The sequence below is a fragment of the Halorubrum tebenquichense DSM 14210 genome, from assembly GCF_000337415.1.
Classification (GTDB): domain Archaea; phylum Halobacteriota; class Halobacteria; order Halobacteriales; family Haloferacaceae; genus Halorubrum; species Halorubrum tebenquichense.
The window spans coordinates 54,398-67,964 of sequence record NZ_AOJD01000045.1; the positions used below are offsets into that span (position 1 = coordinate 54,398).

At 70.4% G+C, this 13,567-nt stretch carries 12 protein-coding genes; 4 read left to right on the top strand and 8 right to left on the bottom strand.

Translation table 11 applies throughout. The features are described 5' to 3' along the window. Positions 1 to 90 precede the first annotated feature (90 nt). Positions 91 to 2,007: an ABC transporter substrate-binding protein gene (locus C472_RS07715; protein WP_006629257.1), complete on the top strand. Its 1,917-nt coding sequence runs from the start codon at positions 91 to 93 to the stop codon at positions 2,005 to 2,007. Beyond that, positions 2,004 to 2,867, top strand: coding sequence for a phosphatase PAP2 family protein (locus C472_RS07720; RefSeq protein WP_006629258.1), 864 nt, complete (start codon positions 2,004 to 2,006; stop codon positions 2,865 to 2,867). The genes C472_RS07715 and C472_RS07720 overlap by 4 nt, the downstream gene beginning before the upstream one ends. 46 nt (positions 2,868 to 2,913) lie before the next feature. Here the strand turns inward: C472_RS07720 and C472_RS07725 are convergent, their stop codons facing one another. Continuing rightward, positions 2,914 to 3,570 carry a DsbA family oxidoreductase gene (locus C472_RS07725; protein WP_006629259.1) on the bottom strand — a complete coding sequence of 219 codons (657 nt, stop codon included), beginning with the start codon at positions 3,568 to 3,570 and terminating at the stop codon, positions 2,914 to 2,916. Between the two features lie 144 nt (positions 3,571 to 3,714). Between C472_RS07725 and thiD the strand changes: the two genes are divergently transcribed. Then, on the top strand, positions 3,715 to 4,551 hold the full coding sequence (gene thiD / locus C472_RS07730; RefSeq protein ID WP_006629260.1) for a bifunctional hydroxymethylpyrimidine kinase/phosphomethylpyrimidine kinase: 837 nt from the start codon (positions 3,715 to 3,717) through the stop codon (positions 4,549 to 4,551). Positions 4,552 to 4,918: 367 nt separating this feature from the next. Here thiD and C472_RS07735 read toward each other — a convergent pair whose 3' ends face one another. The 7 genes from C472_RS07735 to C472_RS07765 all read right to left on the bottom strand — a co-directional run bounded on the left by C472_RS07735 (position 4,919) and on the right by C472_RS07765 (position 12,615). Continuing rightward, positions 4,919 to 5,716 (bottom strand): ZIP family metal transporter, encoded by a 798-nt coding sequence (locus tag C472_RS07735; protein ID WP_006629261.1) that lies wholly within the window; start codon positions 5,714 to 5,716, stop codon positions 4,919 to 4,921. Between the two features lie 252 nt (positions 5,717 to 5,968). Continuing rightward, positions 5,969 to 6,733 carry a hypothetical protein gene (locus C472_RS07740; RefSeq protein WP_006629262.1) on the bottom strand — a complete coding sequence of 255 codons (765 nt, stop codon included), beginning with the start codon at positions 6,731 to 6,733 and terminating at the stop codon, positions 5,969 to 5,971. Next, positions 6,733 to 7,800 carry a signal peptidase I gene (locus C472_RS07745; protein ID WP_006629263.1) on the bottom strand — a complete coding sequence of 356 codons (1,068 nt, stop codon included), beginning with the start codon at positions 7,798 to 7,800 and terminating at the stop codon, positions 6,733 to 6,735. Before C472_RS07745 ends, C472_RS07740 begins: the two co-directional genes overlap by 1 nt. Beyond that, on the bottom strand, positions 7,800 to 8,942 hold the full coding sequence (locus C472_RS07750; RefSeq protein ID WP_006629264.1) for a hypothetical protein: 1,143 nt from the start codon (positions 8,940 to 8,942) through the stop codon (positions 7,800 to 7,802). The genes C472_RS07745 and C472_RS07750 overlap by 1 nt, the downstream gene beginning before the upstream one ends. Beyond that, complete coding sequence (locus C472_RS07755) at positions 8,939 to 9,706, bottom strand: hypothetical protein (RefSeq protein WP_006629265.1); 768 nt, start codon at positions 9,704 to 9,706, stop codon at positions 8,939 to 8,941. The genes C472_RS07750 and C472_RS07755 overlap by 4 nt, the downstream gene beginning before the upstream one ends. 215 nt (positions 9,707 to 9,921) lie before the next feature. Next, a complete protein-coding gene (locus C472_RS07760; RefSeq protein ID WP_006629266.1) occupies positions 9,922 to 11,661 on the bottom strand; it encodes a SipW-dependent-type signal peptide-containing protein in 1,740 nt (579 codons plus the stop codon). A 93-nt stretch (positions 11,662 to 11,754) separates the two neighbouring features. Then, positions 11,755 to 12,615: a SipW-dependent-type signal peptide-containing protein gene (locus C472_RS07765; RefSeq protein WP_006629267.1), complete on the bottom strand. Its 861-nt coding sequence runs from the start codon at positions 12,613 to 12,615 to the stop codon at positions 11,755 to 11,757. Positions 12,616 to 13,007: 392 nt separating this feature from the next. Here C472_RS07765 and C472_RS07770 point away from each other — a divergent pair, with 392 nt between their 5' ends. Continuing rightward, positions 13,008 to 13,538 (top strand): DUF7344 domain-containing protein, encoded by a 531-nt coding sequence (locus tag C472_RS07770; RefSeq protein WP_049906430.1) that lies wholly within the window; start codon positions 13,008 to 13,010, stop codon positions 13,536 to 13,538. The last annotated feature ends 29 nt before the right edge of the window (positions 13,539 to 13,567 follow it).

The window sequence follows — 13,567 nt, forward strand, 5'->3', positions numbered from 1 at the left end:
CCCGCTCGCCCGCGCCGACGCCCCGCTCGGATCGCGGAGTCAGCACAGAAGAGATATACCGGACGCCTGAAAATAAGCGGAAACGAACGGATGACCCGACCGATCAGTCGACGCGCGGCGCTCGCCGGACTCGGCCTTGCGGCCGCCAGCGCCGGCTGTCTCGGTCGCACGGAGAACATCGCGGGACGCAATCCTCCCTCGCAGTTGACCCTCGAGATCAACACCACGCCGGCGGACGACGACCCCAACGGGATCCGCATCGCGAGGCAGCTCGAGGAGCACCTGACCGCGGTCGGCGTCGACGTCAGACTCAACACCGTCGGCCAGACGGACCTCTGGCGGAAGGTGCTGATCAACCAGAACTTCGACCTCTACGTCGGGCAGTTCGTCGAGACGGAGCCGTTCGACGCGGACGCGCTGTACGGGCTGACGCACTCGAAGTTCGTCGCGGAGTCCGGCTGGCAGAACCCGTACGGGCTCACGGAGATCGCGGTCGACGACGCCCTGGAGCGACAGCGCCGCGTCTCCGGCGACGAGCGGACCGACGCGATCGGGTCGCTTCAGGAGACGCTGTGCGAGCTCCAGCCCTTCTCGGTCGTCGCCTTCCCCGACGCGCTCACCGCCGTCCGGGAGCACCGGTTCGAGGGGTGGACGGAGGACCGCCAGCCGCTCTCGGCCACCGGCCTCCTCGAACTCGACGCCGTCGCCGACGGCTCGGACGACGGCGGCTCCGGGACCGACGGCTCCGGGACCAACGACACCGGCACCGGCGGCTCGACGGACGGCAACGCGTCGACCGAGGACGCGGCCGGCGGGGACGACGGCACCCTCCGGCTCGTGACGACCGACGACCGAATCACCGAGAACTGGAACCCGATCGCGGCTGAGTACCGCAAGTACGGCACCTTCACCGGCCTGTTGTACGACCCGCTCGTCCGCGCGGACGGCGACGCCGTCGTCCCGTGGCTGGCGGCCGACTGGGAGCGCGTCGACGACGACGTCCTTGAGGTGTCGCTCCGCGACGCGCGGTGGCACGACGGCGAGCCGGTGACGGCGACCGACGTCGCGTTCACCTACCGGTTCCTCCGCGACACGTCGCTGGGGAGCGTCGAGACGTCCGTCCCGACCCCGCGGTTCCGCGGACGGAGCTCCCTCGTCGACGACGAGCGCGTCCTCGACGAGTCGACGGTCCGGCTCACCGTGCCCGACGTCAACGAGACGGTCGCCGCCCGGGCGCTTCAGGTGCCGATCCTCCCGAAACACGTCTGGTCGGAGCGGACCGGCGCGGCGACGATAGCCGGCTTCGAACTCGACTTCGAGACGACGGAGGCGATCGTCTCGAACAACCCCGACCCCGTCGGTAGCGGGCCGCTGCGCTTCGTCGAGGCGGAGGCCGGGGAGTCGGTCGTCTTCGAACGCAACCCCGACCACTTCCTCGTCCGCCCGGCGGCGGACGGCGAGTCGGCGGACTCGGATGAGACGACGGACCCGCGGGCGGGGGTCCCGTCCCGCTACCGGGGCAAACCCGCCTTCGACCGGCTCCGCATCGAGGTGCTGCCGTCGGACATCTCGGCCGTGGAGTCGGTCTCCGACGGGCTCGCGGACGCGACCGTCTCCAACCTCGGACCCGCGTCGGTCCCCCTGATCGGCCGCTCGGCAGACGCCCGCCTCGTGAGCGGTCGGTCGGCGGCGTTCTACCACGTCGGCTACAACGTGCGGCGGAGCCCGCTGTCGAACCCCCGGTTCCGGTCGGTCGTCGCGCGCCTGATAGACAAGTCCGCGCTCGTCGACGACGCCTTCGACGGGTACGCGCGGGCGGCGGCGTCCCCGCTCGCGGCGTCGCCGAACGCGGTCCCGGACTCGGTGGCGTGGGACGGCGACACCGACCCGACCCACCCGTTCTTCGCCGACGAGGGGTCGTTGGACGTCGAGGCCGCCAGAGCGGCGCTCCGCGACATCGGGTACCGCTTCGACGACGAGGGACGACTGCTCTCGCGGGGGCAATGACGCCGTTCCTGTCGGTCCTCACGTCGGTCGTCGCGTGGGTCGCGGCGATGCTGACGGTCGCGAGCCTCGCGGTCGTCGGCCCGGCCCGACTCCGCGCGGCGTGGGGTGGGGTCCGCGCCCGGCTGTGGGACTCGCGTCGTGCGATCGCGGTCCTCTGTACCGTGTTGCTCGCCAGCGCGGTCGGAAGGTCGTGGCTGCTGGACGTCTCCAGGCTGTTCGGCGTTCAGGCGACGGCGCTCATCTACAAGCTGGAGGGCGGGTTCGTCGCGTGGGTTCAGGCGACGTTCGCCGGCCCCGCGCTGACCGCGTACTTCTCGTGGGTGTACGTGTACGGCTACGCGTTCCTCCTCGCGTTCCCGGTGGTCGCGTACCTCGCGCTCCCCCGGACGGTGACCCTGAGGCGACTGTTCGTCGCGTACGCGCTCAACTACGGGATCGGGCTGGCGCTGTACACGCTGATATTCGCCCACGGCCCGCGAAACGTGATGCCGGAAATGGTGACGCCGCTGCTGTTCGCCAACCAGCCCGACGTGATGGCGCTGACGAGCGAGGTGAACGTGAACTCGAACGTGTTCCCGTCGCTTCACACCTCGCTGGCCGTCTCCGTGGGGACGTTCGCGGTCCTGACCCGCGAGGAGTATCCGCGGTGGACGCCCGTCGGGGTCACGCTCTCGCTGTCGGTCGTCGTCGCGACGATGTACCTCGGCATCCACTGGCTCACCGACGTGATCGCCGGCTTCGCGCTCGCGTTCGGCTCCGTCTACCTCGCGCACCGGTTCGTGGAGCCCCGCGGCGAGGGCCTCTCACCGGGCGACGACGCGGGCGAACGTCCCGGCTCCGGAACCGGCGCGGACGACTGACCGGACGCCCGGCGGCCGTCGCCGTCGCCCCCCGTCCGCTCCGGCCTCAGACCCCTTCGACGAGGCGTTCGAGCTGTTCCGGCGGGACCGCGCCGCGGGCGGCGTGGCCGTCGTACGCGAACGTCGGGACGCCGGTGACCCCCTGCCGCCGCGCGGCGTCGAACAGGTCCGTCACGCGCTCCCGGAGGTCGCCGTCCGCGAGCGCCCCGTCGACGACGCCGGCGTCGAGCCCGTCGACGTCGGCCGCGATGTCGGCGAGCACGTCGCGGTCGCCGATGTCGCGCCCGTCGACCCAGAGCGCGTCGAAGACGGCCTCGTCGAACGCGAGCCACGCGTCGGGCGCGGTCTCGCGCACGCGAACCGAGACGATCTGGGCGGGCAGCGAGTCCACGTCCCCGCGGAGTTCCTCGGTCATCTCCGCGTCGTACTCCTCTTGGAGGCGGCGGACGTTCTCTCTCGCCTGCTCGTAGTACGCCTCGTCTTTGCCGTCGTCGGCGTCGTGGTCGATCTCCCCGTCCGGGCCGCGCTTGCCCGCGCGGAGGTCGAACGGGTGCCAGTCGATCTCCAGCGGCTCCTCGCGCGTCTCCTGATACTGCGCGAGCGACTGCCGCCCGAGGTAACAGAACGGACAGACGTAATCGGAGTAGATCGTGATCGCGTCGGGATCGTCGGTGCCGGATGCCGCGTCGGAGTCGGTCGCCATGCCCGCGGTACGCCGCGGAGGGGAAAAGGTCGTTCGGCGACGGCAGGCCCCGGACCCGCGCCGCCGGACGGCCGGCGAGACGCGGACCGCACGACCGCTCGCCGAACCATTACCAATTAATACAACTACATTGTACACTCGCCCATGTCCGATTACGACCCGGTTCACCCGCCGGTCGCGCTGACGGTCGCCGGCAGCGACAGCGGCGGCGGCGCGGGGATCCAGGCGGACCTGTCCGCGATGACCGCGCACGGCGTCTTCGGCACCGCGGTGGTGACCGCGACGACCGCGCAGAACACGCGGGGCGTCGAGGACGTCCACCCGGTCCCCGCCGACCACGTCGCGAGCCAGTACGCGGCTGTCGCCGACGACTTCGACGTCGCCGCGATCAAGACAGGAATGTTAGCGACCGCCGAGATCGTCGAGACGGTGACCGACGCGCTCGCGGATAGCGGCGTCCCGCTCGTCGTCGACCCCGTGATGGTCGCGGCGACCGGCGACCGGCTGCTCTCGCCAGCCGCCGAAGAGGCCTACGAGGCCCTGATCGCGGCCGCGACGCTCGCGACGCCGAACGCCGACGAGGCCGAAGTCCTGACCGACGAGCCGGTCGAGACGCCGGCCGACGCGGAGCGCGCCGGCCGGGAACTCGTCGCGCTCGGCGCGGACGCGGCGCTGGTGAAGGGCGGCCACCTCGACGGCGAGTCGGTCGACGAGGGCGTCGTCGACACGCTCGTCCGCGCGGGAGACGAGGCCGACGGCGTTGAGGTCGACCGCTTCGAGTCGCCGCGGATCGACACCGACGCCACCCACGGCTCCGGCTGCGCGCTGTCGAGCGCGATCGCGGCGCGGCTGGCCCGGGGGGAACCGCTCCGGGGCGCGGTCGAGAAGGCGGTCGGGGAGATGAGCGAGGCGGTCCGGCGCGGCTACGACGTGGGCGGGGGTCCGGGTGCGGTGAATCCGACGATGTTGGGCGGGGAGTGATGCGATCGGCCGTGCGATATCGTTTCCATTTATAAACAGACGATAGACACGGACACCACCGAAGCCCCAGTCGCGAGGCGGGCGCACGCTCGTTGCGCTCCTCGTCGCTCACTGCGTTCGCTCCTGCGGTGCTTACGTCGCCTGCGCCCGCCTCGCGACTGCCCCTTCGAGTCCACCCCGCAACAGCACCGCACCTCACGCCTCCCCAGCCTCGTCGCTGGCGGTCTCCGCTTCGCTCGACCGCCAGCGACTCCAGCGAGGGACCGAAGGTCCCTCTGGTAGCCGGCGGCTTCGCCGCCGGCGACCTCGCGCGTGCTGTCTCGCGCCCTGTCGGGCGCTCGCAGGCACGCGCCACCGCGTCGTGGATTTATAAATAAGCGAGCGGGACCATGAGCGCGACGCCGAGCGCGATCCCGCCGACGAGGACGGGCTTGCCGCCGCGCGGGAGGTCGGAGCCGGTTTCGAGCGCCTCCGGGACGAACTCCGAGAGGACGAGGTAGATCATCGCGCCGGCGGCGAAGCCGAAGCCGTACGGGAGGAACGCCCGGGCGTACCGCACGAACGCGAACGCGACGACGGCCCCGATCGGCTGCGGGAGACTGGAGAAGACGGCCCACCACACCATCTTCCACTTCGAGACGCCCATCGCCCGCAGCGGGATCGAGATGGCGGTCCCCTCCGGGACGTTGTGGATCGAGATGGCGACCGTCATGAACACCGCCAGAAGCGGCACGGTGAAGCCCAACAACATCGTCCCGCCCTCCAGCCCGAGGTCCGCGAACGAGACGCCGACCGCGATCCCCTCCGGGAAGCTGTGGACCGTCAGCACGCCGAGGATCAGGATCAGCTTCTTGAAGTCCGCCTCCGCGTACTCCCGCGGGTCGATCTCGGCGTCGGTCAACACGTCGTGCGCGAGGACGACGAGGACGACGCCCGCGAGCATCCCGACCGCGATCTCGACCGGCGTCCCCTCCGCGAGCCCCTCCTGAACGAGCCCGAACAGCGACGCCGAGATCATGATCCCAGACGCGAAGCCCCACAGCGCCACGTTCCCGCGGTCGCTGATCGTCTCGAAGAAGAAGAACGGCAGCGCGCCGATACCGGTCGCCAGCGCCGTGATCAGGCCGGCGACGAAGACGAAGAGGTAGGCGTCGAGCGCGACCATCGGTCGCGTGGGAGTTCGGCGGTGTCGGTGATAACTCCGGCGAGCGCGGCCACGGGCTGAGAACCGCGGTTTGGCCCCCCGGTCGGCGAGCTCACCCGAGCGTCCGAACGAGACTGGCGAGGAGCGCGAGAAGGAGCAACGCGACGAGCAGCAACAACGCTGTGAGCTTCGCTCCGGGCGCGTCGCAGTGCGCGTCGGACCGTACGCCGCCCCTCTCGAGACGCTCCCGCGCCCGGCTCGGCGAGGTCATGCTCACGCTTCGCGGCCGGACTCCGCCGGATCCGGTGGACGACGAACCGCGACCGCGTCGACGTCGTTCGCGTCGGGCGGAGCCGAGCTGTCGTCGGTCGCGTTCCCTGCCGGAGCCGACTCGGCCGTCTCCGTCTCGTCAGCCGGTGCGCTCGACTGATCTCTCGTCGGCTCAGCCGGTGTCGAGGCGTTCTCGTCAGCCGACGGCTGCGAGACGTTTCCGTCTGCCGGCTCAGTCGGTGTCAAGGTGTTCTCGTCAGTCGGCTCCGCCGCAGCCGAGGAGTTACTCTCCGTCGGCTCAGTCGGTACCGAGGTGTTCCCGTCTGCCGGCTCGGTCGGGACCGAAGCGTTCCCGTCCATCGGCCCAGTCGGCGTCGAGGTGTTCTCGTCTGCCGGCTCGGTCGGGACCGAAGCGTTCCCGCCAGTCGGTGGCACCGGGGCGTTCCCGTCCGTCGGTGGCATCGAGGTGTTCTCGTCCGCCGGATCTGGTGGCACCGAGGTGTTCTCGTCCGTCTCCGTGCCGTTCGCCGCTGGCGGCGTCACGTTTTCTCCCTCGGTGGCCGTCCCGTTCTCGACGGGGACGGTCGCCACGGCGAACCCGCTCCCGCTCGACTCGTTGATTTCGCGCAGTTCCCCAGGCGTCTCGAACGTCGTCGTCACGTTGGCGCTCGCCGTGAGGAGCGCGACCGTGGCTCCGCCGGCGAACGCGACGCTCCACACCAACACGGCAAGCGCGACGAGCGCGACGAACCCGCGGTTCGCGGTCATCAGTCCACCTCCCCGGCGGCATCGGGACGCACGGGCGGCGTCGACGCCGATGCCGAGTCCTTCGGGGCCGCGCGCTCCGCGTCCGCGGCGACGGCCTCCCCGTCTGCCTCATTGGTCTCCTCGGCCTCCGCGCCGGCGTCGTCCGCCTCGGTGTCTGTCTGCTTGGCCTCTGCGCCGCCCGCCGCGCCCCCGCCGTGGGCGGCGGGCGAGTCCGCTGATTCGCCCGCCGGAGCCGCCGTCGGGTCGGCCCGGTTGAGCACGCCGCTCGCCGGCACCCACGTCGCGAGCGCGCCGAACAAGAGCGTCGCGGCCGCGACCGCGGCCGCGATCGCGACGGCGCTCCGCAGCTCGAACGCGACGTACGCCGTGTACGGCGCGACCACGGCGAGCACCGCCGCCGCCCCGCCGACCGCGTCGACCGGGACGCCACCGGAGCCGCTCGCGGCGGTGCCGACGGGAACCGGATCCGCATCGACCGCTGCGACCCCCGCTGCTGTGCCGGCCTCGCCGCCGGCCGAGCCGGCCGTCGTCGAGGGGCGTTCCTCGGGCTCGTCGCGATCGCGGACGATCGACCAGACCTCGGTGGCCGCGAGCAGTCCGAAGGGGAGCAGGACGAGCGCGACGAACCCCGCGTCCGTGCCAGCGAACTGGATCACGTACCCGATGTACGGGATCGTCAGCGCCACGACGCCGACGAGGTTCCCGGCCAGGACGAGCCCCGGATCCGGCCCCTCGTTGGCGTCGCCCATCGTCTCGAACGCGAGGACGCCCCCCTCGTCGACCACGTCGATCACGCGGTGGGTCACCGGCACGTCGCTGGTGCCCCGCACGAACGTGATCACGTCTCCCTCCGCGATCGCCGTCGGATCGCGATCGGCGACGATCACGACGTCGCCCGGCGCGATGGCGGGCGTCATGCTCGCCGTAAGCACGACGAAGCTCTCGTCGGCACCGACGATCTCGGGGGCCGCGAACACCGCGAACGGCGCGATGAGCGCGATCAGCAGGACGATCCCGAGTACGTTCGCCGCGCGCTTCGTCCGTGGTGCTGTGAGTGGGTTTGTCATCAGTTCCCCTTCGTACTGCCGTTTTCGGGCTTTTCGTCGCCGTTTTCGGGCTTTTCGTCGCCGTTTTCCTCAGCCGTGTCGCCGTCGACGCTTTCATGATCGCTGGCGTCCCCGGAACGCTCGTCACTCAGCCGGTCTTCGCCGGCACAGACGAAAACGACGATATGGCTGATCCCGTATCGCTGGCCCTTGTCCGGATTCTGCGGTGCGAACAGGACCTCGCCAGTCTCCGTGACTGGCGGGTCGAGCTCGTGGCGTTCTGTTCCCTGCCCGCCCTTGATCTCGACCGCACACACGGCCGGTCCGGCGGTCCCGTCGGGGCCGCGGAGGGCGAATGCGACGCCGACGGCCTCGCCGTCGTCCTTCGTCTCGACCTCGGTGATCTCGATCTCGTACGATCCCGCGCCCGCAAGCCGGAGCGCGTCGCCCACCGCGAGCGCCGCCTCGATGTCGTCCGCCTTCCCGAGTTCGAGGCACGCTGGGCACTCTTCGGCGAACTCCTCGCAGACGACCTCCGCAAAGGGGTTCGACCCCGGCGCGTTCGCCTGCCCTTCCGAGACGTGGCGACACTGCTCGGCGTACAGCCGGAACGTCAGGTCGGTCGCCTCCCCGCCCACGTCCGGCGAGCCAGCCGGCAGGTACGGGGCCACTTCGACGACGATCGGACCCTCGTCGGGATCGAGGCAGCCGTCGTCGATTCGAATCCCGGTCGCGAGGTCGCGCTCGACCGCGGCGAGGGGACGGTAGCCGCCCGTCACCGACTCGCCGTTGACGACGACCTCGACCTCGAGGGCGTCCCCGAGCCGGTCGCCGCCCGGACAGCGAGTCGCGAGCCACACCCGCACGGGGTTCGCGGACGCGCCCACCTCGAACGTCTCGGGCCGGGGTCGCTCGTCGAACGTCGTGCGGTCGACCCGGAACGGCCCGACGGCGACGGTCCCGCTCGTGGGCTCGCCGTCCACCGTCAGCCCGACCTCGCCAGCGCCGAAGGCGTTTCCCGTGAACGCCTCCCGGTTCGAGAGGTACGCGCCCGTGCCGAGGCCGCTCGCCGTCCCGATGACGCCGACGCCGCCGATCCCGGCGAGCAGGCGGCGGCGACTCAGTCCGCTCGGGCGTCCTCCGGCGTCGTCTCCAGGAGTCATGCGCTCCCTCCGGCGGTGTCGCTCGCCGCGCTCATGTCGAACGGGTTCCCCTCTGCGGTACAGTCGTCGGCGGCGAACTCGACGTCGAAGTCGACGGCACCGCCCCGCCCGGCGTTGCCGCCCTCGGCGTCGAACTCCCACGCGAAAGTCAGGCAGCGGCGCTCGTCGGTCGTGAGACAGCCGTTACCGAGCAAGCTCGGGTGGAGTTCGATCCCCGCCGCCAGCGGGTCGCCGCTCAGCTCCGCGAGCGTCCCGGCGGCGATCAGCTCGCCGTAGCCGGCGAAGTCGCTCTCGGCCCCCGCGCACGCCCCGACCCCGAGGAGGCCGGTATCGTACCGGACCCCCAGTCGGATGCGCTCGGCGAGCGCGCGGCTCGCGGCGTCGTCGTCGAACTCGGGGGCGACCCGGAGCCACACCCGCACGCCGTTCGGCGCGGTGTCAGCCGGATCGTCGAGTCGGAGCCCGACGCTCGCGGTCCCCTCGTCGCCCGGCAGCGCGTTGTCCGTGTCGACGAGCCGTCCCCCCGCCGCCTCGACGTCGGTCTCGGCGTCGGTCGGGCTCGACCCGACGGCCGCGCCGTTCTCCGTACGCCGCCAGCCGACGAGCAGGTTCCACGGCCCGTCGGACTGCGCGTACGTGTACTCCGGATAGTCGTCCCAGCTGGCCGTCGGCCGTCCGGCCGCGGCCCCGAGGGTCACGAAGCCCACGGCTCCGACGCCCGCAAGTGCCTCCCGCCGCGTGAGTTTCGGTTCCTTCTGTGTCATTATTTGTCATTGCGGCTCCGAACGGCCGTGTCGTCGATCTCCGCTTCCTTCTCGCCTCCCCTACTCTCACCGCGGTGGTATGTATGGGGGCCCTACCCGGTCGGTCCGGTGACCGTACCCAACGGTACGACGGTCGTACCCGACCGCGGTCGCCCGATCGTCCGGCTGCCCGGTGAGGGTCGGCCGTCGGCACCGGTGCGGATTCGAAGCGCCTCTCAGGCCGCCTGAGACGGCCCGGATCCGTCGTTGTGGCGCGCCTGCTCGGTGTAGAAGCCGAGGTCGAAGGCGAGCGTGTCGCCCTGAACCACGTTGCCCACCTCGAACGGGAGCTCCCACTCGAGCGCGACGCAGTGCATCACGCCGTCGCCCGCGAACGGTTCCCGCTCGGGGTCGTCCGCGGGGTCGTCGAGTTCGTCGTACGGCGTCGCGCGGTTGCCGTCGAGCGGAACGCCGTTCCCGCCGGCGAGCGCGTCGAGGACGTTGCCGAGGCTGTCCTCCATGATGACCTTCTCTTGGCCGGTCTGGGCCGCGAGGTTACCGAACACCGAGGGAATTGCGAGCGGGTCGTCGACGTCGTTGAAGAACGCCGAGTCGCCGCCGGAGCCGCCGGCCGTGCCGGCCATCGCCTGGAGCACGCCGTCGTTCGCGCTCCCGACGGAGATGGTGTAGACGTTGGTCTCGGGCGACGGCGGCGAGGGGGAGATCGCCCCGCCGGGGGCGGCGCGGGCGCTCGCCGCGGCGTCCTGCGGCGAGGAGAACGAGGTGCCGCCGCCGCCGTTGAACGACTCGCCGTCCGAGAGGACGATGTTCCGGAACTCGACGCCGGTGCGGCCGTTCGCGTCGATCTCCGCCTGCGCGTCGTCGACGCCCTCGCCGATGTAGGTCCCCGTCGCGATGCTGTTCGCGTTCGCGAACGGGTCCGGGTCACCGTCGCCGTCGCCCGGCGTCGAGGGACTGGGACCGGTCACGACGTCCGCGAGCTTCTGCCGGAGGTCCGTCAGCGCCGCGTCGACGACGCTGAGGTCGGTCGTCAGCCCCTGGAGGATCCCCGTCCGGGGTTGGCTGTCGTCGCTGCCCTCGCCGTCGAAGTACGCCACGCCGACTTGGACGTCCGAGCCCTGCGTCTGGAGGTAGTCGACGAACTGCCGCGTGCCGAGCTCGACGAGGTCGATCTTCGTCGTCTCGGGGTACGAGGTGCCGGTCTCGATCGTGACCCCGTCGTTGCTGACGACGCCGCCGTACTGCTCGTACAGCATCGAGCCCGAGAAGTCGAGCGTGAGCATGATGTCGACCGGCTCCGCGCCGTCGTACACGTTGTCGCAGTCCTCGTCGTACCAGAGCTTCGCGTCGATGAACTCCGCGAGATTCCCCTCGTTTCCGGGGTCGACGACGGCTTCGGGGTCGGTGAGGCTGCCGCCCGACTCGCTGACGTTGCCGGCCTGTATCCAGACGTAGCCGGGATTGTCACACAGGTGTAACGAGAAGGTTATCTCGCCAGTGTCGCCGGGCTTCACGTCGGAGAACTGGACGAGCGTGTCCATCGGCTCGCCCGTGACGGGGTCCTCCCTGAACTCCGCCTCGGAGAGCGGCGGGATGTTCTCGCAGTCCAGCACCGGTATGTTCGCGCCGTTGCTGTCCTCGTCCTCCTCGTCCGGGAAGTCGCTGTACCGGAGCTGGCCGTCGGGGTTGTCCGCCGCGATCGACTGTTCGCCGTCGCCGTCGTGGTCCGGGTGCGCGTTGACGAACGCGTTCCCGTCGCCGAAGTCGTACGTCTGTTGCCAATCGACCAATAGGTCGAGTTCCCCGGCGGTGAGGGTGTTGCCCGCGAACGTCTCCGTGTCGTTGAAGTACGCCGTGGTGCCGAGTCCGGCTCCCGCGGAGGCCACGCCGACCGCGCCGAGGCCGGCCAGCAGCTTGCGCCGCGAGAGGTCGAATGTGTCGGATCTGTCTGTCATGAGTGGGTATGTCGTGTGAAGTTCGTCACCTGCCGCGGCGGTCACTGGACTACCGCCGGACGGTGCGCACTGTTCGCGCAGCCCCGGTCGGGATCAGTTCCCCGTGGAGTTGACCGGGGCCGAGTTGTTGAACGGGTCGTCGTTGTGACGGACCTGTTCGGTCTCGAAGACGAGGTCGAACGAGATGCCGTCGCCCTGAATGACGTTGCCCACCTCGAACGGGATCTCGAGCAGGAGACAGAACGAGTAGACGCCCTCGTTCACCGCGTCGTTGATCGGAAGGAGGTCGCCGTTGTCGTCCCGGATGAGGTAGCCGCCGCCGAGGATCCCGTCCGCCTCGCGGGCGTTCGTGTAGTGCGTGTCGGCGTCGACGACGCCGTCGACGTCCGAGGGCGCGTAGTCGATGTCGAGGTCGTCCGACGCGTTGTTGAACACGGGATCGAGCGTGGAGAGTCCGGCCTTGTCGCCGCTCTCGTCGTACTCCTGCCACACCGTCGTCAGGAGGAACTCGCCGAGGTCGGCGTCGTTGTCGTCGTCGCCTTCGACCTCCTGTTCGGGCTCCGGGTTCGCGCCGCCGGTCTCGTCGAAGTTCTCCGTGCGCACCTGCACGTAGCCGGGGTTGTCGCCGACCTCGATGTCGAAACAGATGATCGCCCAGTCGCCGGGCTTCACGTCGTCGACGTCGATTCCAGCGACGACTCCCGAGCTATCCGCCGTCTGAGACATCATGATCGCGCCCTGGCTCGTCCAGTACTCGTCCGCCGCGACGATGTCAGCGGAGACGCTCATGTCGAGCGTGCCCGCCTGTAGGCTGTTGCCCGCGAACGTCTCCGTGTCGTTGAAGTACGCCGTGGTACCGAGTCCCGCGCCCGCGGAGGCCACGCCGATCGCGCCGAGGCCGGCCAGCAGCTTGCGTCGCGAGAGTCCGATCTTGTCGTTGGTGTCGGGGTTCATGGTTCTGTCTCCGATTCGCTCCGCCGTCGTCGGTCGGCCGAATCGGTTACTTCCCCCTCTGAGGGACACCCACGTAGTTACGCGGAGCCACGTCACCATCGAACGTCCGATTTCACCGCGTAGAACGTCTCAAACAACTGATTGAACGTCCGGTTTGACGCGCGGTCCGGCGTCCCTACCGAGACGGGTCCGGACCGCATGGTCCCCGTACCGACGGCCCCGGATCCGACACGGACCCCGTACTTCCACTCGAAGCCCCGACACGAACCGCGTACCGTCGGGCCCGGATCGGCCGATCCGGCGGGTAGCGGACTCATACATATACCTTCGACCGGCGCACTGTGGAGCAGCACTCGGGCATCGCGGAGCGCCGCGGCCCAGGAGATCCGTCTATGAAATTCCGTACAAACGTCCTTCCGGCCGAACAGGTGTACGCGATCCTCGCGAACGAACGCCGTCGCCACGCGCTCGACGGGCTCCGGTCGACCGGCGGGACGGTCACGGTCAACGAGCTCTCGACGCTCGTCGCCGGCCGCGAGACCGGAGAGAGTCCCCCGCCGACGCGCTGCCGCGAGAGCGTGTACACGTCCCTGGTCCAGACGCACCTGCCGAAGCTGGCGGACGCGGGGGTGATCGCGTACGACCGCGAATCACAGACCATCGAGCTCTCGAAAGGCGCGCGCGACGTGGGGCTGTACACGGAGATACTCGCGCCCGGCGGCGCGACGTGGTCGGAGCTGTACCGCGCGCTCGGCCTCGCGTCGCTGCTGGTCGTCCTCGCCGCGCTCCTCGATGTCCCGGTCGTGTCGGCTGTCGACCCCGTCCTCTGGACCAGCCTCGCGCTCGGCGTCTTCGCCGCAGCCAGCAGCGCCCAGTTGTGGGTCAACCGCTCCTCGGTGTTGCGCCAGCTGCGACTCCGGTGACCCGGCTCGAAAGACAGCCCTCGCCGCGC